The 22,693-nt window shown below is 39.5% G+C and carries 26 protein-coding genes; 12 read left to right on the top strand and 14 right to left on the bottom strand.

Features of this window, described 5'->3' with window-relative positions:
- Positions 1–70 precede the first annotated feature (70 nt).
- A complete protein-coding gene (locus IMO47_RS00790; protein WP_196074494.1) occupies positions 71–724 on the bottom strand; it encodes a haloacid dehalogenase-like hydrolase in 654 nt (217 codons plus the stop codon).
- A 204-nt stretch (positions 725–928) separates the two neighbouring features.
- The gene (locus IMO47_RS00785) at positions 929–1,267 is read right to left on the bottom strand and encodes a TIGR01244 family sulfur transferase (RefSeq protein WP_042085020.1); all 339 of its coding nucleotides are present in this window, start codon (positions 1,265–1,267) and stop codon (positions 929–931) included.
- Positions 1,268–1,393: 126 nt separating this feature from the next.
- Here IMO47_RS00785 and IMO47_RS00780 point away from each other — a divergent pair, with 126 nt between their 5' ends.
- From IMO47_RS00780 to IMO47_RS00770, 3 genes are read left to right on the top strand one after another with little or no spacing between them, the layout of a single operon-like run.
- Positions 1,394–2,290: an alpha/beta hydrolase gene (locus tag IMO47_RS00780; protein ID WP_196076679.1), complete on the top strand. Its 897-nt coding sequence runs from the start codon at positions 1,394–1,396 to the stop codon at positions 2,288–2,290.
- The gene (gene trxC / locus IMO47_RS00775) at positions 2,291–2,722 is read left to right on the top strand and encodes a thioredoxin TrxC (RefSeq protein ID WP_196076680.1); all 432 of its coding nucleotides are present in this window, start codon (positions 2,291–2,293) and stop codon (positions 2,720–2,722) included. It abuts the gene before it with no gap.
- Positions 2,723–2,742: 20 nt separating this feature from the next.
- Positions 2,743–3,165, top strand: a complete 423-nt coding sequence (locus IMO47_RS00770) for an acyl-CoA thioesterase (protein WP_196076681.1) — start codon at positions 2,743–2,745, stop codon at positions 3,163–3,165.
- 65 nt (positions 3,166–3,230) lie between these two features.
- Here IMO47_RS00770 and IMO47_RS00765 read toward each other — a convergent pair whose 3' ends face one another.
- From IMO47_RS00765 to IMO47_RS00755, 3 genes are all read right to left on the bottom strand, one after another.
- Positions 3,231–3,743 (bottom strand): nuclear transport factor 2 family protein, encoded by a 513-nt coding sequence (locus IMO47_RS00765; RefSeq protein WP_196076682.1) that lies wholly within the window; start codon positions 3,741–3,743, stop codon positions 3,231–3,233.
- A gap of 138 nt (positions 3,744–3,881) precedes the next feature.
- Positions 3,882–4,385 carry a DUF4442 domain-containing protein gene (locus IMO47_RS00760; RefSeq protein ID WP_196076683.1) on the bottom strand — a complete coding sequence of 168 codons (504 nt, stop codon included), beginning with the start codon at positions 4,383–4,385 and terminating at the stop codon, positions 3,882–3,884.
- A gap of 29 nt (positions 4,386–4,414) precedes the next feature.
- Positions 4,415–4,903, bottom strand: a complete 489-nt coding sequence (locus IMO47_RS00755; protein ID WP_058968125.1) for a YajQ family cyclic di-GMP-binding protein — start codon at positions 4,901–4,903, stop codon at positions 4,415–4,417.
- A 91-nt stretch (positions 4,904–4,994) separates the two neighbouring features.
- On the opposite strand from IMO47_RS00755, the gene IMO47_RS00750 reads away from it, so the two are divergent.
- On the top strand, positions 4,995–5,309 hold the full coding sequence (locus IMO47_RS00750; RefSeq protein WP_196076684.1) for a rhodanese-like domain-containing protein: 315 nt from the start codon (positions 4,995–4,997) through the stop codon (positions 5,307–5,309).
- A 54-nt stretch (positions 5,310–5,363) separates the two neighbouring features.
- On the opposite strand, the gene mnmC is transcribed toward IMO47_RS00750, so the two are convergent.
- From mnmC to IMO47_RS00730, 4 genes are all read right to left on the bottom strand, one after another.
- Positions 5,364–7,256 (bottom strand): FAD-dependent 5-carboxymethylaminomethyl-2-thiouridine(34) oxidoreductase MnmC, encoded by a 1,893-nt coding sequence (mnmC, locus tag IMO47_RS00745; RefSeq protein WP_196076685.1) that lies wholly within the window; start codon positions 7,254–7,256, stop codon positions 5,364–5,366.
- Between the two features lie 343 nt (positions 7,257–7,599).
- Positions 7,600–8,124 carry a hypothetical protein gene (locus IMO47_RS00740; RefSeq protein WP_196076686.1) on the bottom strand — a complete coding sequence of 175 codons (525 nt, stop codon included), beginning with the start codon at positions 8,122–8,124 and terminating at the stop codon, positions 7,600–7,602.
- A 4-nt stretch (positions 8,125–8,128) separates the two neighbouring features.
- Positions 8,129–8,431, bottom strand: a complete 303-nt coding sequence (locus tag IMO47_RS00735; protein ID WP_196076687.1) for a YciI family protein — start codon at positions 8,429–8,431, stop codon at positions 8,129–8,131.
- Positions 8,432–8,458: 27 nt separating this feature from the next.
- A complete protein-coding gene (locus IMO47_RS00730; protein WP_196076688.1) occupies positions 8,459–9,073 on the bottom strand; it encodes an inner membrane-spanning protein YciB in 615 nt (204 codons plus the stop codon).
- A gap of 44 nt (positions 9,074–9,117) precedes the next feature.
- On the opposite strand from IMO47_RS00730, the gene IMO47_RS00725 reads away from it, so the two are divergent.
- Positions 9,118–9,969, top strand: a complete 852-nt coding sequence (locus tag IMO47_RS00725; protein WP_196076689.1) for a PHP domain-containing protein — start codon at positions 9,118–9,120, stop codon at positions 9,967–9,969.
- A 93-nt stretch (positions 9,970–10,062) separates the two neighbouring features.
- Here the strand turns inward: IMO47_RS00725 and ybeY are convergent, their stop codons facing one another.
- The 3 genes from ybeY to miaB are packed head-to-tail and all read right to left on the bottom strand — an operon-like array spanning position 10,063 to position 13,160.
- Positions 10,063–10,548, bottom strand: a complete 486-nt coding sequence (ybeY, locus tag IMO47_RS00720; RefSeq protein WP_196076690.1) for an rRNA maturation RNase YbeY — start codon at positions 10,546–10,548, stop codon at positions 10,063–10,065.
- Positions 10,549–10,557: 9 nt separating this feature from the next.
- Positions 10,558–11,667, bottom strand: coding sequence for a PhoH family protein (locus tag IMO47_RS00715; protein ID WP_196076691.1), 1,110 nt, complete (start codon positions 11,665–11,667; stop codon positions 10,558–10,560).
- A 38-nt stretch (positions 11,668–11,705) separates the two neighbouring features.
- Positions 11,706–13,160: a tRNA (N6-isopentenyl adenosine(37)-C2)-methylthiotransferase MiaB gene (gene miaB / locus IMO47_RS00710; RefSeq protein ID WP_196076692.1), complete on the bottom strand. Its 1,455-nt coding sequence runs from the start codon at positions 13,158–13,160 to the stop codon at positions 11,706–11,708.
- Positions 13,161–13,445: 285 nt separating this feature from the next.
- Between miaB and IMO47_RS00705 the strand changes: the two genes are divergently transcribed.
- The 4 genes from IMO47_RS00705 to IMO47_RS00690 all read left to right on the top strand — a co-directional run bounded on the left by IMO47_RS00705 (position 13,446) and on the right by IMO47_RS00690 (position 17,852).
- Entirely contained in the window at positions 13,446–15,419 is a 1,974-nt protein-coding gene (locus IMO47_RS00705) for a lytic transglycosylase domain-containing protein (protein ID WP_196076693.1), read from the top strand.
- 37 nt (positions 15,420–15,456) lie between these two features.
- Positions 15,457–16,116: a ribonuclease I gene (locus tag IMO47_RS00700; RefSeq protein ID WP_196076694.1), complete on the top strand. Its 660-nt coding sequence runs from the start codon at positions 15,457–15,459 to the stop codon at positions 16,114–16,116.
- Positions 16,117–16,374: 258 nt separating this feature from the next.
- Entirely contained in the window at positions 16,375–17,361 is a 987-nt protein-coding gene (locus IMO47_RS00695) for a malate dehydrogenase (protein ID WP_004826724.1), read from the top strand.
- Positions 17,362–17,594: 233 nt separating this feature from the next.
- The gene (locus tag IMO47_RS00690) at positions 17,595–17,852 is read left to right on the top strand and encodes a DUF2789 family protein (protein WP_196076695.1); all 258 of its coding nucleotides are present in this window, start codon (positions 17,595–17,597) and stop codon (positions 17,850–17,852) included.
- A gap of 108 nt (positions 17,853–17,960) precedes the next feature.
- Here IMO47_RS00690 and IMO47_RS00685 read toward each other — a convergent pair whose 3' ends face one another.
- Entirely contained in the window at positions 17,961–18,488 is a 528-nt protein-coding gene (locus tag IMO47_RS00685; protein ID WP_196076696.1) for a hypothetical protein, read from the bottom strand.
- 197 nt (positions 18,489–18,685) lie between these two features.
- Complete coding sequence (locus IMO47_RS00680) at positions 18,686–19,288, bottom strand: 2OG-Fe(II) oxygenase (RefSeq protein ID WP_196076697.1); 603 nt, start codon at positions 19,286–19,288, stop codon at positions 18,686–18,688.
- Positions 19,289–19,404: 116 nt separating this feature from the next.
- Between IMO47_RS00680 and rlmJ the strand changes: the two genes are divergently transcribed.
- The 3 genes from rlmJ to IMO47_RS00665 all read left to right on the top strand — a co-directional run bounded on the left by rlmJ (position 19,405) and on the right by IMO47_RS00665 (position 22,366).
- The gene (gene rlmJ, locus IMO47_RS00675; protein WP_196076698.1) at positions 19,405–20,262 is read left to right on the top strand and encodes a 23S rRNA (adenine(2030)-N(6))-methyltransferase RlmJ; all 858 of its coding nucleotides are present in this window, start codon (positions 19,405–19,407) and stop codon (positions 20,260–20,262) included.
- A gap of 156 nt (positions 20,263–20,418) precedes the next feature.
- Entirely contained in the window at positions 20,419–21,246 is an 828-nt protein-coding gene (gene pssA, locus IMO47_RS00670; RefSeq protein WP_196076699.1) for a CDP-diacylglycerol--serine O-phosphatidyltransferase, read from the top strand.
- 34 nt (positions 21,247–21,280) lie between these two features.
- Positions 21,281–22,366, top strand: a complete 1,086-nt coding sequence (locus IMO47_RS00665; RefSeq protein WP_196076700.1) for a DUF6670 family protein — start codon at positions 21,281–21,283, stop codon at positions 22,364–22,366.
- Positions 22,367–22,693 lie beyond the last annotated feature (327 nt).

Genomic DNA, 22,693 nt, shown 5'->3' with positions numbered 1-22,693 from the left:
CTATTGTTTAGCCTGAAATCTGTTGTATTGGATCGACTCGGAATTAGGTGGGGTTTCACACAGACTTAAGTTAATTCCATTCTAAATAATGAAGATTTTTAAGTGCGTTATTTAATTTTCTTTGCTTCTCACTATTAATTAAATAAGGGTGCTGACTATTTATTAAAATCGGATAATCTTCTTCAATATCATCAGTATATGTTGCTAACCATGGTGGATTTATACCAAGAAGCTTTAATCGTTTAAGTTTTTCTTCGTGCCTACAATGGATTCCACTAATCCATCCCCCCATTTTATTTTTTAGTGGTGTCCCAATAACATTTATATTTAAACCTAAAGTTTTGAACAATTCTTGTGTTAGAAGTTCTGGTGCTGCAGTCACTATGATGATTTTTCGATCAGCTTTTAAATGTCTTTTTAATTCAGAAATACCTTCATCAAACCAATATAAATTTGTATTAGAAGAACTATTAACTTCAGTCGAGAAGATTTTGAACCTTTCTATCAGTTGATTTCTATTCAGCCCGAATGTCGCGATCCATAAAAAAAATGAAGCTCCAATAGACTTATATTTCTTAACTTTCATTAGAGGAAGCGCTATAGGCATAATAGAAATTGCCCCAATAAACCTGAGAGGATGTGATTTTAATTGTTTCATTAACCAGACTCTTGTAGAGTCTGTTGAGAGAAGTGTCCCATCTAGATCAAAAACAACAAATTCCATAGTTTGTTTTATATCCATTTCAGTTATTTTTCTAAATTAACATATCACATTTTATGTGATGGATTTTTTCTTTTTGAATCAATATGATGAATTAAGCCGTTCTAAGGCTTGGCGCTATAGAACGGCTTTTTTATGATTATTTACGTTCGACAATCTATCAATACGCAATGCTTCTCAACGATATTTATCTTAGTGAAACGATTATTATTCGTCGTCTAATAAGTCCATTTGTTTGGCAATCTGGTAAAGATTATTTGAACGATTGCCTGTACGACAGAACATAAGGACTGGCTTTGGAAGCTCATTAAAACGGTTTGCAAACGTTCTCACATCTACTTCTGTAATCTGACCTGCAACCACAGGTAAAAATACATAATCTAATCCCGCGGCACGTGCTGCTTCTTCGATTTGTGCACTGGTAGGCTGTTCTGGGCCACCCTCTAAATCAGGGCGGTTATTGATCACAGACTTAAACCCCTTTTCTGCAACTTGAGCAATATGTTCTGGACCAATTTGACCTGCGAAACCAACATTTTCACTCATTTTGTCACTCCTATATTATTTAGAATCAAATATGCTATATATAATAGCATTAAGCTCAGAACTGAGTTTGGACTACAAAAGATTTATAAAAGAAATATCTATAAAAGATAACGCAATGGAGTGTGTATGTACGCATATACAGTTGAACCACTGTATGTCCCCATCGGGCAAGAAGTTATAGCCGCAGATTTTTATCGTCCTAAAAATTTAAAGAAACCTGCTGTAATCATTATGGCACATGGCTTTGCTTGTCTTAGACAATTCAAATTGATTGCATATGCACAAAAATTTGCCCAAGCTGGTTATGCTGTTGTGTTGTTTGACTATCGCTTTTGGGGGGGGAGTACAGGCTTTCCCCGTGAACTTATTTCTTTGCAAAATCAGATGGAAGATTGGAAAACGGTTGTTAATTATGTGGCAACGCAAAAGAAAATAAATTCTAAGAAAATTGTATTGTGGGGAACATCGCTGAGTGGTGGCTATGTACTGAGTCTTGCCAGCGAAATGAAAAATGTTCAAGCGATCATGGTGCAAGTGCCTTATGTAGACGGTGCGGAAACGGCAAAATCATTCCCGATTCAACAATTACCTAAAGCTTTAAAAATATCCAGTCAAGATTATATGGGCGCAAAGGTAGGAATGCTTCCTAGAACTCTGCCTGTGGTGCATCCCTTTGATTTATGTTTTATTCCGACCAAAGACAGCTACCATGGTTACATGTCGATTGTACATCCGGACTATTTTTGGAGTGGCGAAGTTCCTGCACGTGTTTTCTTTAATTTAATTCGTTTTAGACCGATTCAGACGGTAAGACGTATAAATATTCCAGTGTTGTTTATTGCATCTAAAAAAGACAGTTTTATTCCGATAGAATCCAGTCGTGAAACGGCAACAAATATCGCACCTTTTGTGCAATATCATGAGTGGGATATGGCACATTTTGATATTTATCACGGGAAATGGTTGGAAAAAGCAATTTTGACCCAATTAGACTTTTTACACCAACATATAGGAGTAAGCTAGATGATCATTGTATGTCCATCATGTGGCGCAAAAAACCGTGTTCCTGAAGATAAGTTGAATGCGCAGCCGAGTTGTGGGCAATGCCATCAAAATCTTATACCTCTTGCTCCAATTGAATTGAATGAACAGAATTTTAGCAATTTTGTGAGTCATAGTGACCTGCCTATTCTGATTGACTTATGGGCTGAATGGTGTGGTCCATGCAAAATGATGGCGCCTCATTTTGCGCAAGTGGCAGGGAGTAATTCCAATGTGGTTTTTGCCAAAATTGATACAGAAGCGAATCCCCGATTGAGCAGTGCATTTAACATTCGAAGCATTCCAACCTTGGTTTTAATGAATAAAACTACAGAAGTTGCTAGAATTAGCGGTGCGTTACGGGCTAACCAAATACAAGAATGGTTAGATCAACAATTGAATGCCCTTAAGTAATTCACGGGCTCGGAGTTATTGTGTCAGATTCTCATGTAAAACCTGAAGGTACACTGTCTTTACAAACGATTGCCATGCCAGCGGATACAAACTGGAGTGGAGATGTTTTTGGTGGTTGGATTGTTTCACAAATGGACTTGGCTGGCGCAATTCATGCAGAACGTTTTAGCAAGGGGCGTTGTGCAACGATTTCAATTAATCAGATGACTTTCCTTGTTCCAGTGAAAGTTGGTGACGTGATTAGTTGTTATACCAAGATTTTAAAAGTAGGCAATACTTCAATTCAAATGCAGATTGAAGTGTGGGATAGTCACGACAGCTCTCGCGCTGCCAAACGTGTGACAGCAGGTGTGTTTACTTTTGTTGCTGTAGACGTTACAGGCAATAAACGGCAAATTCCTGAGGATGTAAAACAAAAGCATCTCGCATCACAAACGGCCTAATGACTATAAAAAAAATCCCAACATGTTTGGGATTTTTTTATAGCCTCGGAAATAGAGCCGCTGTTTTAAAACATGGTGTTTTGATTGACACTTGTCTCAGGAACAGGTTGCCGTACATCCCAGTGTTCAACAATTTTGCCTTTTTCGAGTCTAAAAATATCGATGATCGCAACCCCACGATCTTGTGTATTCAGTGTTGAGTGTACGTGCAAGAAAACTAAATCTCCTTCAGCAACTGCTCGTTTAATGACGCTTTTTGCTTCAGGATTGTCTTGGAAATATTGTGTAAAGTAATTTACAAATGGAGCTTTGCCATCAGGAACACGTGGATTGTGTTGAATATATTGATCACCAATATAACGATCAGCATAGGTTTTGACTTGATGTTTCTGAAACACACCTTCATAAAAATCAGTCACAATGGCTTTGTTTTTTTGCGCCTGTTGAGTTGCAATCACAGATGTCGAATTGTTTTTAAGATCAGCTGAGACTTGATTTTGAGCGCATGCTGTAAAAAATAAAACAGGGCCCAGTATGACAGACAGTACAATTAATTTATGAGGGGTATTGGGTTTCATGATTATTCTCAATATTTCAAGATGATGTTCAAACATCATCTTGATGAGTAAATATTGATGAATATAGTGATTAATCGTCTTTCGTTCGGGGGAATTTAGTAAATTCTATACTTACTGAACAGTAAGTTTTATTTACATTTACTTATTTTTCAGGCGATCTTTAGATACCCATGCCCAAACCATTTGGCATTCTACAGGCTCTTTTCCAGATTCATCCATAATCGTAACTGGAACTAGCGTTTCACCCTTTTCAGAAGTTTGCATTTCTAAAATCTGTTCAGGACTTAGGGTTGCTGTTGCTGTCATATCACCTTTAGATGGACGTTTATAGTCAATATGCATACTTTTGATCAATACAATTGAGCTATCAGGAACATTCATTCCTGTCACAAAGCCTGTTGCTGTTTCTGCAATTAATGCCATCGCCACAGCATGTAGTTGACCGATATGATTTTGCATAGCGCGATGGTTCTTGATTTCCACCACAACTTTTGAATGGCTGACTTCCAAGTATTTGATGTTGGCGGTGCCTACCATAGGAACAACCCGACCAAAGGCTTTACTCCAGAGCGTACTACGAATGCCTTTCGGGAATTTAGAAGTCGCTTTTACAAGTTTAGATAAACGATTGGTCTGAGTCATGTCGTAACCTATAAGGGCTGTTAAAGAGCTTAGTCTTTGAAGTTATTAAATTGTAAAGGTACACCGAACTGTTGTTCTTTTAAAAAAGCCATAACTTGCTGTAAAGTATCGCGCTTTTTATCCGTTACACGGATCTTGTCACCTTGGATAGAAGATTGCACTTTGACACCACTTTCTTTAATGGCTTTATTAATTTTTTTTGCGGTATCTGAGTCAAGTCCATCTTTGAGTTTGATCACTTGAACAACATTTTTACCGGAAGCGGTCATTTTTTGAGGATCAAGTGCCTGAATATCTACTTTACGTTTAAAGAAATGATTTTCAAGCATGCTGTAAACCTGCTCACATTGGAAATCACTTTCAGTTGAGATTTTAATCTCTTTGGCTTTTTCATTGATTTCGATAGAAACATCCTGACCGCGGAAATCAAAGCGTGTTGCGATTTCTTTTTGGGTGTTTTGAACAGCATGATTGACTTCAAAAATCTCTAATTCTGAAACAATATCGAAAGATGGCATAGTTTAGACCTTTACAAATAGAAAGAATATCTGAGATGCTAGGGATGTTTTCTTCATTTGCCAAGTGTTGTTTACATCAAAGGAGTGCACAATGATCCGTAAATTAGAAATTACAACATTTGAGTTCCCAGAAAATGCCGTAATCTGGGATGTTCGTGACGCAAAAGCCTTTGCCGAAGGTCATGTGAAAGGTGCTGTAAATCAGCCCATCGATAGCCTAAATGCAGAGATTTTGACTCAAGTGAATTCGGATCAGTCCATCTACATATTATGTGGTGGTGGAAGTAAGGCACCTCGTGCTGCTGAAAAATTAGAAAGTCTAGATGGTTCTCGCGATTATGTCGTGCTTATGGGCGGTACTCGCGCTGCACGTGATGCAGGCTTACCATTGGAACAAGGTTCGTAAAAAAGCGCCGAAAGGCGCTTTTTTATTTCCAGTAAACCTATAGATTGATCAGCATTATTTTGATTTGAAGTATGGCTTTTTGGTTTTTTCTTTTTTATTGAAGCGTTTGACATCCAATTTTTTCAAAAGCATTTCCGGCACAGGGCAAGCTTCGTTTAAAATCATGGCAATTAAAACTTCACTACACAGCGGTGCAAATAAAAAGCCTTTAGAACCCAGTCCTGAAAAAGTATAAATTTCTTTATCGTTATCAACTTTTCCAAGTAAAGGAAAATAATCCAGACTTTGTGCACGTACTGAAGCACGACCATGCCATTGCTCTACTGGCAGGAGTGTTTCTGCATATTGTGGAAATACACTGTGGATAAGATCATAGTTATGCACATGGTCTTCAGTCAATACTTCACTATCTTCCCGTTGTGGATAGAAAGAAGCACCCAGAATCAATTGTTGGTCATCAAGCTGCATGCAATAACCACCATAGCTATAAGCATGTTTGGGATTGAGTTTATTTGAACTGTTGTTGAGCCAGCTCACTTGTCCGCGGATCGGTTTGAGAATGGGAAAGTGTTCAAAAAATTGCCGGCTGTTTTTGGCACAGCAAACAATCACATGATCAAAATCGCCCAGATGGCTGTGCTGATGATCGCATAAGGTCAATCGATGAACATTTGATTGAGTAATGTTTTCGATTTTTGCATATTTTAACTGAATCAGAGGATGTTCAAGAATTTGATCTTTGAGTTGCTGTGGATAGACTGAACCTGCTTGAGTCAGCTGTAAACTTTTGAATTGAGTGTGCAGATCAAGTTGTTCCGCGGTTTGCGCTTTAAGTAAATTTTGAGGATATTCATTCGCTAATTGAAGTAATTCATCAGGATTTTTTTGTGCGAGTTGCTGAACGGCAATCGGACGAAACGCGTTAAAATTTCGATAATGACGAAGTGCATGTTGCCAAGACAAAGTCATTAAATGTTCTGCACTCTGTTCAATCGGGCTGAGTTTGGGATTGAGTAGGGCCAAAGGGTTACCTGATGCACCTGCTAAGGGGGCTGATTGCTCATAAATCGTGACTTGATGTCCGCGTTGGGCAAAACCCCATGCACAACTTAATCCTGCAATTCCTGCTCCGATAATTGCAATTTGACGTTGATTGGAAGATTGCGATGGATGCTGTCGATAGTCTTGTTCTATACGCTGAATGGAAAAATCTTCAGATGCATTCCAAACAGCTTTTAACATCTCGCGTTTATGTCCAAAACCACGTGGTCGCGAAATGCTGATGCCATGTTCTGTTAAACCGCGTTTCAATACACCTGCAACACTGAACGAGGCAAATGTAGTCCCAGGATCAGAAAGTCTGATGAGATGATTTAACACATTGGCTTCCCACATGTCAGGATTGCAGGAAGGTGCAAAACCATCTAGAAACCATGCATTAACGGGGTGTGTTTTGGCAATAACGGGAAAAACATCATGCGCATCACCTAACCAAAGATCAATTGAAAACCGTGATTCGGGAAAGTTTAAACGATGACATCCTGCGATCGGCAATGGATATTGTTCAATTAATTGCTGTGAAAAAACATCGAGTTCCGTCCAGACCGCTAAAGCACGGCTTAAATCTGGTTTAGACAGCGGGAACTTTTCTACACTGATCACATGTAAGTGGCTGTGATTATCAGGGCGTACCTGTTGCCAAAGTTGCCATAGCGCTAAAATATTGAGTCCGGTACCAAAACCTGTCTCACCTACACAAAAATATTCAAAGTCACACAACGCTGCAAGGCGTGTTGCAAGATCATTACCATTTAAAAATACGTGTCGTGTTTCAAGCAGTCCATTATCTTTTGAAAAATAGACATCACTAAATTGTTTAGAAATTGGAACTTCAATTCCATCAATGCATTGCCAATCTAGATCGGCAGTTTGAATGGCATTTGACAACGTAGATTACCTTTTTAAAGTTGAATTGCTAGGAGTTGATCTTTTAGATCATGAATATTTTAATGGCTCAATTTTACGACAATCGATGGCATATCGACTTGATCGTTGAGAGTTTGATTATAAACGCAATGGACTGATTTAATTAAAAAACGAACACCATGGCTGTCAAAAATACCCTGTAGCTTGAGAGTCTTGTTTAAAACCAGCATACAATCGAAATGAACTATTTTGCCCAAAACGCAAATATCAAAAGTTACTGTAATAAGATTTTGATCAGGATTTTATCTCGTGATCTATCTGATGATATTGGAAATATTTGAGCAAAACGTATCAGGTCAATAATTTACCACTGGCGACGACGTTTGGTGTAGATATAACTTGCAATTAAAAAGCCAAGTAATACCCCAACGGCAATCGTTGCTGCACCATATAAAAACATTTGCGCACTTTGTTCGCTTTGTAAGACTTGAACTTGTACACCAAGATTATCATTTTTCAGCTGCAGTTCTTGGTTTTGCGCCAATGCTTCTAAATTGGCTTTTTCAAGCTGCTGTAAACGTGTTGCCTGGTCTTTGACTAAAGCCTTGACTCTAGCTTCTTGGGATGCTTTTTCTTTAACGATTTGTTCTGCTGTTAAAGGTTTATTTTCTTGCGCCTGTGCTTGGGTCTGAGTCGTGGCATTTGCACCAGCAACAGCAGGAATAATATTCGGTTTAGGAGGCGCGACAGTTGGATTCGCCTGAGAGGAAGGCGCTGCTGCCGTTGCTTGAGTTGTGGGTGCCTGTGTTGGCTCTGCCCATAACATAGGGGAGAGCAGTATCGTAGAACTTAAAGTCAGACGAAGTAAGCTTTGGACGACAACGCGCATTTTGTTATCCCTTAGGTAAGGCTTTATTGAATGGCTTAACATCGATATGACGATAAATTCCTTCTTTAAGGAAAGGTTCGTCTTGTAACCATTCATCTAGAGCCTCACGGCTGTCAAAATCAAGAATCATCGTACTGCCATAAAAACCTGCCTGTGGATTTTCACGATCAACAGGCATCGCTCCAGCAACAATAACGCGACCTTCTGCATCTAATTTTTCTAGTCGAGCCAAATGCTGTGGACGTATAGCAAGACGTTTTTCTACTGTACCTTCTTGATCAGTACACGTAATTACAAATAATGGCATGATATTTCTCAATTTTTCTAAAACACTTTATTCGTCGCCTGACTTGAAGTGTTTTCGTAATATAACAAACTGGATAATGATAAAGGAAAACATCACAATCATGTCACCAAATGCTGTAAATTCTCCCCAATATTTGCCACCTGCAAATAAAAAAGCAAAGAAGACATGTAAACCTGACATCACAATGAACATTGCTGCCCAAGCAAAGTTTAAATTTTTCCACCCTTTTTCAGTCAGCTCTAAAACAGGACCAAATAATCGTTGAATGAGTGGTTTTTTATCTTTACCAAAATAAGGTGAAAGTAAGAAAGCGCCTGCAAAAACTAAATTTAAAATCGCAGCTTTTAAGCGAATATAGAAGTCATCACTTAACATTAAAGTGATTCCCCCAAAAATCACCGTCATGAACAAAACAAACCATTGTTGTTTATCTAAGCGGAACTTTTGTGAAATAAACAACGCACCATAGACAACAAGCATTGAAATAATCAAACCTGTTGTTGCGACGAGAATGTTATTGTTATTTACACCACCTGTTGAGCCGATCAACTGGAGTAAGGGATGATCTACATCTTTAGGATCAACCGTTTTGTATAAATAAAAGAAAATTATGAGGGGCACAAAGTCTAAAAGTGCTTTCATGTTAAAGTATCTAGTCTGTTCAGGTTGATGGGATAGTATAAAAGATGCAAGGCATAGATTTACATACTCACAGTAATATTTCTGATGGAACTTTAACCCCTGCATTGCTGGTTGAAGCTGCCATCGAGAAAGGCATACACACGCTTGCATTGACGGACCACGATAGCATGGATGGCTTAATACAAGCTGAACAATTTGCAAAAAATCAACCAATTCAAATCATTTCAGGTGTAGAAATCTCGAGTCAGTGGTCTAGACCTGCCACAAAAAAGAGCTATGGTGTGCATATTGTTGCACTCAATATGCAAAATCCTGAACCACTGCAACAGCTTTTAACTGCGCAGAAAAAGATTCGGGCTGAGCGGGCAAAGGAAATCTGTGATTTATTGATTCCTTTGATTCAACAAGATATTTATGCCGATGTTGTGGCAAAAGTAGATGGAGAGCCTGATCGAATTACACGCACGCATATTGCCAAGACTCTGGTTGAAAAAGGCATTGTACAGCGTGCCCAGCAAGCATTTGATAAATATATCAAGGAAGGCAAGAAAGCTTATGTGAAGTTTGATGGTTTAGGTTTGGCAGAAACCATTCAGGTGATTCATGAAAGTCAGGGCTTCGCGGTATTGGCACATCCAACACGCTATGATTTATCTGCAACCAATATTCGTTTTTTAATTGAATTATTCGCTCAACATGGTGGCGATGCGGTGGAACTTCCACCTGCGATTGAAAGTGCTTCTACACGCCAAATGGTTGATCGAATGATTGCAGAACATGGTCTCAAGGTTTCAGTCGGGAGTGATTTTCATGGAGAGAACATGCCTTGGATTAAATTGGGCAATATTCCACGCGTAAAAGAAGGGCAGATCGGGATATGGGAAAGTTTTCGATAATAGCCGGGTCTGAAAACTTAAATATCCTGATGAGGATTGCTTTGATGAATTAAAAAATCCCTCTCGTGAGAGGGACTTGATTTTGATTGAACATCAATCTTCTTTTTCAGTATAGGGATTTTCGAAGCCAAGTTTGTTTAAGATCTCGATTTCCAATGTTTCCATCTCTTCAGCATCTTGATCTGAAGTTTCATGATCATAGCCCATCAAATGCAATGTTCCATGAACCAACATATGGGTAAAATGTTCAATCGGTGTTTTTTGCTGCTCGATGGCTTCTTGCAATACCACCGGGATACAGATGATTAAATCACCTAAAGGTAATGCATCCAACAGAGGTAGGACCTCTTCAGGGATATCACTTGGAAAAGACAGCACATTGGTAGGTTTGTCTTTTTTACGATATTCAAAGTTCAACTGATGGCTTTCGTCATGATCTACGCAAGCGATTCCAATTTCACAATTTTGATCAACTTCGATATGACGTAAAGTGGTCTCAATGACTTTCTTTAAATAGGCACGTTTGAGCACCAGAGCAGGTGCTTCAAACGATTGTTGTAACGATAAGCTAAGTTTCAAAAACAGTCCTTAAACATTTTCCTGATTTGGGGCAGTTGCATCTTGATGTTGAGCATCTGCCGCAGAATCGTTTTCAGCAATTAAGGCTTCTTGACGTGCTTTGCGTTCAGCACGCGCTTCAGCACTTAAACGGTATTGCTCACTGTCCCATCCTTCATAGGCTTCGACAATCTTTTGTACCAACTGATGACGAACCACATCACGAGAGTGGAAGCGAGTAATATGGATTTCTTTGATTTTTTCGATGATACGTAAGGCATGTGCGAGACCAGACTGTTGTCCTCGCGGTAAATCGACCTGTGTAATATCACCAGTGATGACTGCACGGGAGCCAAAACCTAAACGTGTCAAAAACATTTTCATCTGTTCTGGTGTGGTGTTCTGCGCTTCATCTAAAATCACGAATGAATGGTTTAACGTTCGACCACGCATATAGGCAAGCGGTGCTACTTCAATGACTTGACGTTCAATCAGTTTAGCAACTTTTTCAAAGCCAAGCATCTCGTAGAGAGCATCGTAGAGTGGGCGCAAATAAGGGTCGATCTTTTGACTTAAATCACCGGGTAGAAAGCCCAGTTTTTCACCGGCTTCTACAGCAGGGCGAACCAAAAGAATACGCTGAATCTCGTTGCGTTCGAGCATGTCGACAGCGGCAGCAACGGCGAGATAGGTTTTCCCTGTACCAGCTGGACCAATCCCGAAAGAAATATCACTTTGCAAAATGCGTTGTACATAACGCTTTTGATTGGCACCACGAGGATTGATTCGACCTTTACGGGTTTGCAGCCAGACTTCATCTAAGCCTGTATGCTCATTGTCCGAAAGGTCTTCTTGTAACTCACGGTCAGTTTGACTGCCTTGAATCATTAAATGGATGGTATCAGCACTGATTTCTTGAGAGAGTTCGGCTTCTGCATGCAAGCGCTGCAATAAACCCTCTGCTCTCTCAACTGCCTCTAATTCACCATCAATATAAAAGCTGTCACCACGGTGTGAAATACTGACATTTAAACGTTGTTCGATTTGTTTCATATGACCGTTATAAGCACCCAGCATGCTTTTTAAACGTTCAACAGAAATACCTGGAAAAGCTACTGTACGTCGAATCGCTGCAGTCAAGAGATATCCTTTTTAAAAGTAAAGTCTATACCCTTACATTACGCCACGTCAGGCTCAAGATTCAAGAGTTCTCCGTAAACTAAATTTAAGGTCTTAATCTCCGTAATCTCAATCTCTGCAAAGCGTCCGACCCAAGAGGCATCACCTACAAATGTTACTAAACGTGTATTGTCGGCTGTACCCACCAATAAATTCGGATCTTTGTTAGATACATTTTCAACCAAAACGCGCTGAATGGTACCTAACATGGCATCTGTTTTACGGATACTGGACTGTTTAATCCAATGTTGAACTTTGGCTAAACGTTCTTTTTTTACTTCGTCAGTTGTATCATCGGGTAATTCAGACGCAGGTGTACCGGGGCGTTTTGAATAAACAAAACTATAAGAATGGTCAAAGTCTAGATCTTGGATAAACTGATAGGTCTCTTCAAAATGAGCATCCGTTTCCCCTGGGAAACCAATGATGAAATCTGAAGATAAATGCATGTCAGGGCGAACTTTACGAAGTTTGGCAATTTTTTCGATATAAACATCAATGGTGTGGTTACGTTTCATCGCTTGTAACACATCATTTGAGCCACTTTGCACCGGTAAATGCAAATGTGAAACCATTTGTGGTAAGTCGCGATAACACTGGATCAAATCATCATTAAACTCGAGCGGATGTGAGGTGGTATAACGTAAGCGACCAATACCTGGAATTTCTGCAACAAGACGCAATAAATCTGCGAATGTGCAAATTTCGCCTTCAAAAGTCTCACCACGATAGCCATTCACATTTTGACCCAACAGGCTAATTTCACGCACACCTTTTTCAGCCAAACCTGCAATTTCTGCCAAGACATCATCCAGAGGACGAGATACTTCTTCGCCACGTGTATAGGGAACTACGCAAAATGAACAATATTTCGAACAGCCTTCCATGATTGAAACGAATGCTTTGTAGCCCTCTACGCGCGGTTCAGGCAAAAAGTCGAACTTTTCAATATCTGGGAATGAAATATCTACCAGCTTGATTTTATCTTTTTTGGGTTTTTCGATTTGATCAACGTGTTGATCCAACATTTGCGGTAAACGGTGCAAAGTTTGTGGACCAAAAACCATATCCACATAAGGCGCACGTTTTTGGATGTTGTCGCCTTCTTGTGAAGCCACACAACCACCAACACCAATCACAAGATCAGGATTTTTTTCTTTGAGTTTGCGCCAGCGTCCTAATTCAGAAAATACTTTTTCTTGCGCTTTTTCACGGATTGAACAGGTATTCATCAGTAGAATATCTGCATCACTTGGATCGCTTGTGAGCACATAACCATGTGAGTCGCCTAAAAGATCTGCCATACGGTGACTGTCATACTCATTCATCTGACACCCTTGCGTTTCGATATACAGTTTTTTAACTGTACCGTCGGCTGGGGTGTGCTGTGGCTGGGTTACAGTGTTTTCTGAGGCAGCTTTGGCACCATTTGGAATGAAGGTTTGAACCGTCATGGAGGGGTCTATCCTATGAATAAAGGGAATTTAAAATTCGCATTGAGTTTGTTATTTTAACAGACTCACAAAAGGCGCGCTATTTTACAGCATTTAAATGGGATTCAGGGAAATATTTAAGCAAGATTGGTATGTTAGCAACAAGGGAGAGGGCGTAAACAAAAAAATCAAAAAAAGGGATAGATTATTAATGATGAATCATAAGGTTACATAACACAACAGTAGAAATGGATTAGAATAATTAAACTAGGCACAAATAAGTGCATCAGCAAGTCAAGGCACATCATGCAGGTTGAGAGAAAAACGGTGTTAAAGCAGCAACTTAAGCAAAATAAATTAAAACTTTATCTTTTAGGCGCAGTTGCATGCACAAGTCTGCAAGTGGCTTATGCGGCTGAAGAGCAGTTCAATGATGCTTTGCGTAATGCGAATAATGCGAGTGCTTTAGAACAGTACCGGGTTTCAATGCAAAATGATGCTTTAGGTTATTATCCTGAATATTGGATGCTGAATGCTAATCTTGCTTTTCAACCTGCTGGCAATATTATTAGTTTTGCACAGCGCTACCCACAATCGGCAATGGCTGAAAAGTTGGCAGCAGATTATGTCGAAGAAAAAGTCAAACAAGCTGACTTTTCAAGTGCCCAACCTGTATTGCAATATGTAACAAATCCAGATCAGGCAGAACGTTGTGCCGTTGCTCAAGTTCGTGCCAAAACTGGGGATTCATTGGTTTTTGCAGAGTTTAAAGATGTTTGGCTTGCAACCAACACTCAACCTGAGTCATGTAATGGTTTGGGGCGCATGATGCTGTCTAGCCCACTCATGACTACGCAAGATCGTCAACAACGCCTTTATGCACAATTAAGAGCAGGGCAATCTGGTCTAGCGATTGCGACAGCCCAATCAATCGGTATTAATTTATCATTAACGCAAATGAACCAGATTCAAGCGAATCCGCTCAACTACTTATGGTCAGCGCCGAAAACGAATGTGCAAGATTATGCTTATTTGGTTTATGCATTGGGACGTGCCGCAGATACGGATTTAACCAGTGCTTTACAGTCTGTGCCCAGGTTGGTTCAAGGTGTGCCTGAAGATGTGCAAAAATATCTTTATCGTACGGTGGGCTATATTGGTGGCACAACCGTCATGAAAAATAATTTTAATCGTGAAGTGTTGCAAAATTTTGATGCCAGTTATGGTGTGCCTTTTAGCGCTGAAGAAGCTGAAGTTTATGCACGCCAAGCGATACGATTTGGTTCGTGGGAAAGTGTAATTCGTGCGATTGACAGTATGAGCGTAACGCAGAAGCAAGAAGATCGTTGGCAATATTGGTTGGCTCGTGCGTCTGAACAACGTAATGATGCGCAATCGAAAAGAGCGGCACGAGAGATTTACCAGCGTTTGGCAATGTCGGGTGATGACTATCACAATCTACTTGCTAAAGATCATTTGGGGCAAAAATATAATGATAGCCCCGCAAGAGAGCAGCCCTCGACAGACGATCAACAACGTTTAAATAGCGATATTCATTTCCGTCGCGCGTTTACTTTACGCAATATCAATGCACCGGCAACCTATACCAATAGAGAATGGAATTGGGCAGTACGTCAGGCATACTTGAAGCATGACGATGGATTGCTGCTTGCTGCAGCAAAACGTGCAACAGATATGGGGTGGTATGATCGAGCAATCTATGCCGCTGAACGTACAGAGAAAAAGCATAACTATACCTATCGTTATGCAACGCCACATCAATCTCTAGTCGTAAGTCACAGCCGGAATGCAGGGATTGATCCTGCTTGGGCATACGGTTTAATGCGCCAAGAGAGTCGTTTTGTTACAGCTGCCCGTTCACATGTTGGCGCAGGCGGTTTAATGCAGATCATGCCAGGCACGGCAAAATTAGTGGCGAGACAGATGGGTGAAACGTATAATCCGGCTGCACTCAGTGATGCCAATACCAATATTCGTTATGGTACTTTCTATCTGTCGATGATTCATGGGCAATTAAGTAGTAACCCTGTGTTGGCAACAGCAGGTTATAACGCAGGACCAAATCGTGCTAAGCGTTGGCAACCTGATTATCAAAATCTTTCAGCAGATCAGTATACGGAGTCTATTCCTTTGAATGAGACTCGTGACTATGTAAAAAATGTGATGACCAATGCTGCGCATTATGGAATTTTATTAGGGCAAGGACCTCAAGCCATTGAAAGTCGTATGCCTGTGATTCCAACTCGTGTATCGCAATAATCGCTTTGAACTTGGATGAAACTTTGTTGGTAAATCAATGATTTTCAATATCTTGCGTAAATTAAAGAAGTTTTGCATAGCATTGACCGTATGCTGTGCAGGATTTTTTTTGGTCAATGTGCCGTTACATGCAGCACCGCAATTACAAGGTTATGTGATGCAGGTGCAATTGACGCCAGCGGTTTGTGCATTAGATTCGTCAAAGCAAAGGCAACGTAAGTGTCTGGAAGGCTATTCATTGACCATTTCGGGTTTATTGCCTGAAACAACTGAACGCAATTGCACAACCAATAGTTCTGCCAGTTTAACGCCATTACAGGCAAAAGTTGTTGCACGAGTAATGCCAGAGGAAAATGCCCGTATCCAGCTCTGGCGGAGTGTGGGCGGTTGTGTACCGATGAATGCCAGTCAGTATTTTAGAACAGTTATCAATTTGGCTGATCGGCTTAAAATTCCTGCAGATTTAACCAGTTCAGAAAGTAAAAGCGTTCAGCATAATGCCTTAAAAACACAATTTGTGAGATTAAACCCGGGAATGAACAACGATAGTATTCGCTTTACTTGTCAGAGTTCATCATCAAATCCTGTATTAACTGAAGTTCAAGTGTGTTATCGGGTCAATGGGCAGTACAAACAATGCTCGAATCATATTGTTTCAAATTGTCCAAATACATTCTCCATCAAAGGGACATACTAGTCGCTGTGGGTATTTCATATTACGGGTCTTGTTATCGCTAAAAAGCAGATATAGTCACCCACACAGCTGAATTGTCGATAGAACCCATTCTTTTTGAGATATTTTATTTATATTTCCTATCATACTTTTGTTGAAATTCATTCTCTTTTACATGCAAGTGTCAAAGGATTGGAGTACAATCTTTGCCGTTTATGATAATTCGATTAAAACGGATTTAACCGTTTAATCACATTAACGATCCTCATTGGAGATAATTACATGAAGCAACCTGTTCGCGTTGCCGTTACTGGCGCAGCTGGTCAAATCGGTTACAGCTTATTATTCCGTATTGCTAGCGGTGAAATGCTTGGTAAAGACCAACCCGTTATTTTGCAATTGTTAGAAGTTCCATTTGAGAAAGCTCAAGCTGCGCTTAAAGGCGTAATGATGGAATTAGATGACTGTGCTTTCCCATTATTGGCTGGCATGATCGGTACTGATGATCCAAAAGTTGCATTTAAAGATGCTGACTACGCGTTATTGGTTGGTTCACGTCCACGTGGTCCTGGTATGGAACGTGCTGACTTGTTGAAAGTGAACGGTGAAATCTTCATTGGTCAAGGTCAAGCACTTAATGAAGTAGCAAGCCGTGATGTAAAAGTTCTTGTTGTAGGTAACCCTGCAAATACAAATGCTTATATCGCAATGAAATCTGCTCCAGACCTTCCGGCGAAAAACTTTACTGCAATGTTGCGTCTCGACCACAACCGTGCGTTAACTCAAATTGCTCAAAAAGCTGGTGTTGCTGTAGCGGACATCAAAAATCTTACAGTTTGGGGCAACCACTCTCCAACAATGTATGCTGACTACCGTTTTGCAACTGCAAATGGTGAAAACTTGAAAGACAAAATCAACGATGCTGACTGGAATGCAAATGTATTCCTTCCAACAGTTGGTAAACGTGGTGCTGCGATCATTGAAGCACGTGGTCTTTCTTCTGCTGCTTCTGCTGCAAATGCTGCAATCGACCATATGCGTGATTGGGCGTTAGGCACAAATGGCGAATGGGTAACTATGGGTATTCCTTCAGACGGTTCTTATGGTATTCCTGAAGGCGTAATCTACGGTGTTCCAGTAACTTGTGAAAATGGCGAATACAAACGTGTTGAAGGCTTAGAAATTGATGCATTCAGCCGTGAACGTATGGACAAAACCCTTCAAGAACTTGAAGAAGAGCGTGCTGCAATTGCGGATATGCTTAAATAATTAAAAATTTAATCTGTTTCAGATGAATTTTGAAAAGCACTCTATTTAGAGTGCTTTTTTATTGGTTAAATCCGGCACAGTACAATGCGACAATGTGCGTTAAAGCATATTTTGATTGATTTTTAATCACAATTTGAAACAAGAAAACTAAAATTGAAACTATCTTTTATCAGGTCTTTCTTATAAGTTAATTGTATATCTAATGACAAATAAACTTATATAAGGAGGGCGATATGCTCAGGACGAACAAACCATCCTTAGAGTTACTGTTTTCTCAACTGGGTTTAGCCAATAGTGCAGCAGCGATTGAACTTTATGTGCGTACCCATCAGCTGCCTGCAAATGTTTCATTGCATGAAGCGCCATTTTGGAACAAATCTCAGCGTGATTTATTAATCAGTCATTTGGTGCAAGATGATGATTGGGCAATTTGGATTGATGAGTTAAACCAGCAACTCCATTTAGATGCATATAAACTACAAACAGCTTAAAGCTTTTAACTTTTCCCAAGCGCAACAAAAAGATGGCTACAATAGCCATCTTTTCTTTTGGAGGGTTGCGATTTTATATCATGTCATGAATGACCATAGACCCAATGCTTAGTGCAATTTATTTTGAATCATTTGACTAAACCAGGCTTCATTTCTGACAGGTTTGAAAGCATGATGTTGTCGAAGTAGCGCTAAATCAAAATCTGCGGTTTTGATATATTTATTTAACCAATGACGGGTTAAGGCAAAATCTTGCTTACTTACACAGGCATAAGCCAACATAAAGTAAATATCAGCATGCTCATGTTGCGTCATCGGTTTTAAAATTTGTTGAGTGATCAAGGCGTAACGCGATTCTTTGGTCAGTTCAAAGTAAATCATATAGGCTTTGGCCAAATGCAAAGAAAGCTGTATGTACAATGACATTGGCATTTCTTCGTATTCCAAACGCGCAGTTTCAAGTAATACAATCGCTTCTTGTAGGAAGTGAATTTGTTCCTGCTTTGAATGACTTTGCGTGACTAACTGTAAACGTAGATCACCACGTTCAAGTGCAAGTTCAGGGGTATTGCCTGACAAATACAATTGATCAGTTTCACCAATTCGCGAGATGATTTGTTTTGTATTATCAAACATATGCTGAATCCTCTTAATTTCTACACTCTATTATGAGGTCTATTTCAATAATTTAAAGCTGATGGATTTGAGATAGAGCGTTGCACTATTGAACACTCAAGACCAAAATGTCGAAATCTATTCAATAAGCCTACAAGCTTTTATAACCCAAATAACCGGCAATATGGCTGATCTTTGGACTAAACAAACTAAACAATTTACAGGATATGAGAGTCACTTCTGAGCCATGCGGTAATTGAAAGTCGTTGATGTTTAGCTTCAAGGACTTCATGTAATAAGTCACTTTGGAACAAGGCGATTCGATTAGGTTTGGGTTCTAAAATATGCCATACATTGTTTTTGTCTAGTAAATGTAATTTGCCCCCCCAGTCATCCTGCCATTCATCATGCAAATAATAGACTGTAGAAATCATACGACCATTTTTGCCTTGAGGATTATCTCGATGCAAGGCGTAAAACTCGCCTGCGTTATAGCACGCAAAATGTGCTTCAACCTCTTTAATTCCCATATAAAATGCAGCATTGAAAATTTGAGAGAGTTGCTGAAGCGTGTGGATATGATGTTGAGCAATTTCTAAATCCTTGTTGATCCATAAAATATGATCACTGCGAATCTTGCTGATTACACCATTTTGAATTGCTGCATCACGGAAACGATTTAGATTTTCAGTACACTCTTTAATCAGTTGTTGTACATAGTCTGCTGGGTATGCATGGTCAATAACGGTAAATCCATGTTGATCTAAATCATCAAGAATTCGATCAACATTCCATGACTTTGGGAGAGAAAGAGCTTCCATAAATGACCAAAAAAATAGTGTTTGAAGGGCTGTCGCTATATTAGAACAAACGATGGGCAGTGAAGAAATATTTTTTCGTGTTAAAATAACCATTGAACTCAGGAATTAATCGAAACATGAATTACCGTCACCATTTCCATGCAGGCAACTTTGCCGACGTCATGAAACATGTGTTATTGCTTCAACTATTGACACGTCTAAATACTAAAGACAAACCATATCGTTATATCGATACACATGGTGGTGCGGGCAAATACGATTTATCCACATCAGAAGCGCAAAAATCAGGTGAGTTCCTGACAGGTATTCACAGGCTCGTTAAGCTTGATGATTCAATTAAGCGTAATGCCCCAGAAGGTGTAAAACAATATCTGAAAGTGGTTGAAGATATGCGAGCAGGTGCTGGAAAAGGCGCTTATCCAGGTTCACCCTGGTTCGCACTTGAAGCAATGCGAGATATAGATAAAGCGACCATTTTTGAAATGCAGCGTGATGTGTTTCAACAATTGTATTTCAATATTCGCGATAAACGTGCGGGTTTACATGAACGTGATGCATATGAAGGTCTTTTAGGGGTAATTCCACCGAAAGAAAAGCGTGGTTTGGTCATGATTGATCCACCGTATGAGCTTGAACGTAAAGATTTTCCACAGTTGGTTGAATTAATTGCTGCTGCCCATAAAAAATGGTCTACGGGGGTATTTGCAATTTGGTATCCAATCAAAGATCGTGCCATGATTGAGCGTTTTGAAAAAAAAATGATCAAAACGGGCATCCGTCGTCAGTTGATTTGCGAAGTTTGTGTATGGCCTGATGATACCCCTGTCGGCTTAAATGGCTGTGGATTGTTGGTCATCAATCCACCATGGAAATTCTCTGAAGATGCTGATGAAGCACTACAATGGTTATTCCCTCATTTACGTATGAGCGAAAATGGTGGACATGCAGCAGTACGTTGGTTGGTGGGCGAGTAATTCATTTATAGCGATAGCTAGAAAAATGATGCGAATTACAAATTATGACGAAATAATTTGAGTAATTCGCATCAATTTCACTTAGAAATGAATGTGATAAAATCTTAGGTGAGATATCAACCGCTCCAAAATAAGAGCCATAGATAGGATTCAACAATGACAAATATAAATAAACCAGAAAGCCCAAACTCTTCGAGCCAGGACCTTGGATTCGATGGCATCACTTTTGAGGTTGAAGAGGAAGAGCATACCCATGAAGGTCAAAAAGTAAAACGTCGCGGAATCTATTTGTGGCCAAACTTAATTACAACTTCAGCGTTGTTATCGGGTTTCTATTCAATCATAGCCAGCATGAATGGTGATTTTACCCAAGCGATTTATGCCATTTTCCTTGCAGCATTATTTGATGGTCTGGATGGTCGTGTGGCGCGTGCGATCGGGGCTCAAAGTGCTTTTGGTGAGCAATTTGATTCACTCTCGGACTTACTGGCATTTGGTGTCGCACCTGCTATTTTGATGTATAGCTGGAGTATGCATGATTTAGGTCGAATCGGTTTGGCAGCTTGTTTTGTTTACACAGCCTGTGCTGCATTTCGTTTAGCACGTTTCAATGTGCAAATTGGTGTGGTCGATAAACGTTATTTTATTGGTGTTGCCAGTCCATTGGCTGCGATCATTATTATTGCATGGGTTTGGGTTGGGCAAGATTTCAGATATATTTTTGATCTTAAAGATAGTGCTATTCAGGCAACGAATGCTTTTGTCATCATTGCGGTTGGTTTACTGATGATTTCCAATATTAAATATTATTCATTTAAAACCGTGGATCGTAAAAGGGTCCCTTTCTTTGTATTGCCGATCGCTGTATTTATCCTTGCTGCAATGACTTATAATATTCCTGTAGGCATCTTGGTGATTTCAATTATCTATGCTATTTCTGGTTTTGTAACCACATTTTTGGCAAGAAAGAATAGCCTTGAATAAAATATAAAATAAAACTTAAGGTCAGGAGCTTGATATGCGTTTGTTTCAAGATTTCTTAGATCAGTCTAAACAACTGAATCAAGCTCAAGAGCCGATTGAACTTTTTTATCATCCATCCAAAGATAAATATAAAATTACCCACCAGAAGCTGGTTCTGGTTAATCTCCCTGCACCCTTGCACTATCTCAATTTTTTTAGTTTGATTGGACAGCCGAATAATTCTGTTTTTTGCAATCAAAATGAAATCCTCACCACAGCTTTAGATACAGCTACTTTATTGGCCAGTACCAGTGCGCATATGGTGGGGCAGTTAAGTACATATTCCATTCAACACGATTGCCAGTTTCAAATCGATGATCAGTGCAAAGTAAAATTTGAGTTTGGTCAAAAAGAACAGGTCTTTGGGAAAATTCCAAATTTTGTCATGCAAAGACAGGATAGTGAATTGAGTTTTGATTTAAAAATAACCACGTTGCCTTTGGTTTCACATTTCATTCACTTGAAGTTTGGTTTTGCTGAGCATTGGTCTTTGGTTGCGCATTGCGAAGGTTGTATTCAATACAAAGATCAAAAATATGCTATTCAACAATATGCAGCATTTGAATATATGCGCATGGTGAATTTTCCATACCTTCCTTATGCGCTTTATACTTATCAATTGATTCAATTAAGTGACGAACTTCAAATCATTTGCGTCTATAGCTGCGATCAAATGAATAATGTTTTACAGTCCCGTATCTATATGCGTAATATCCAGACACTTGAGGCCAAAATGTTTGATCGGCAAGTGGTATTCAATATTCAGCGTGTTTTTCCTAAAGTTAAAACTGTAAATCAACAAGAAATGTATTTGCCTAGAGAGTTTGAGTGGCAATATCAAGATGAAAATATTTCTATCAATATCCAAGCCCAAAGTCGGGGAGATTATAAATTTGGTTTGGCAGCAGGTTATGTAGGAAGTTTTAGCTACCAAATACAACTGAATGGGCAAACATACCAAGGTGAAAGTGGCTATTGTGAATATATCGATTGCCGTCCTTTAAAGTGGCAGGAAATCGATAAAGAAAATAAATTATCCAGTAAATCGAGCCAACCTGCGCTCATTATGCTTAAAAAATAGATAAAAAAGCCAAAAAAAGGGTGGATTTGAGGAAAAAACACCCATCCGAACACAAAGATTAAAAAAAGGGGTTGTGTTGGTTGTTAAATGCTGTAGAATGCACATCCATCGGCGGTGATGAAGATTAAAACTTCTGATAAAACAATGACTTGGTTGAATTGATTAAGTTGGGTTTTAGAAGGTAGGTTTAGAAAATAATTTGAAATCACAGTTGACTTTCTGGAGATAGAGAGTAATATAGCCGACCTAGCTTGATGCTGACGAAGCATGAAGAAGATCATTAAGAGAATATGAAGAACAACTTGTGTGGATTTTTACTGATTGATT

This window comes from Acinetobacter sp. Res13-Abat-PEC15-P4-01 (genome assembly GCF_015676285.1).
Classification (GTDB): Bacteria; Pseudomonadota; Gammaproteobacteria; order Pseudomonadales; family Moraxellaceae; genus Acinetobacter; species Acinetobacter nematophilus.
The sequence above is the reverse complement of the archived record's forward strand: the minus strand, read 5'-3'. Positions and strand labels throughout refer to the sequence as shown.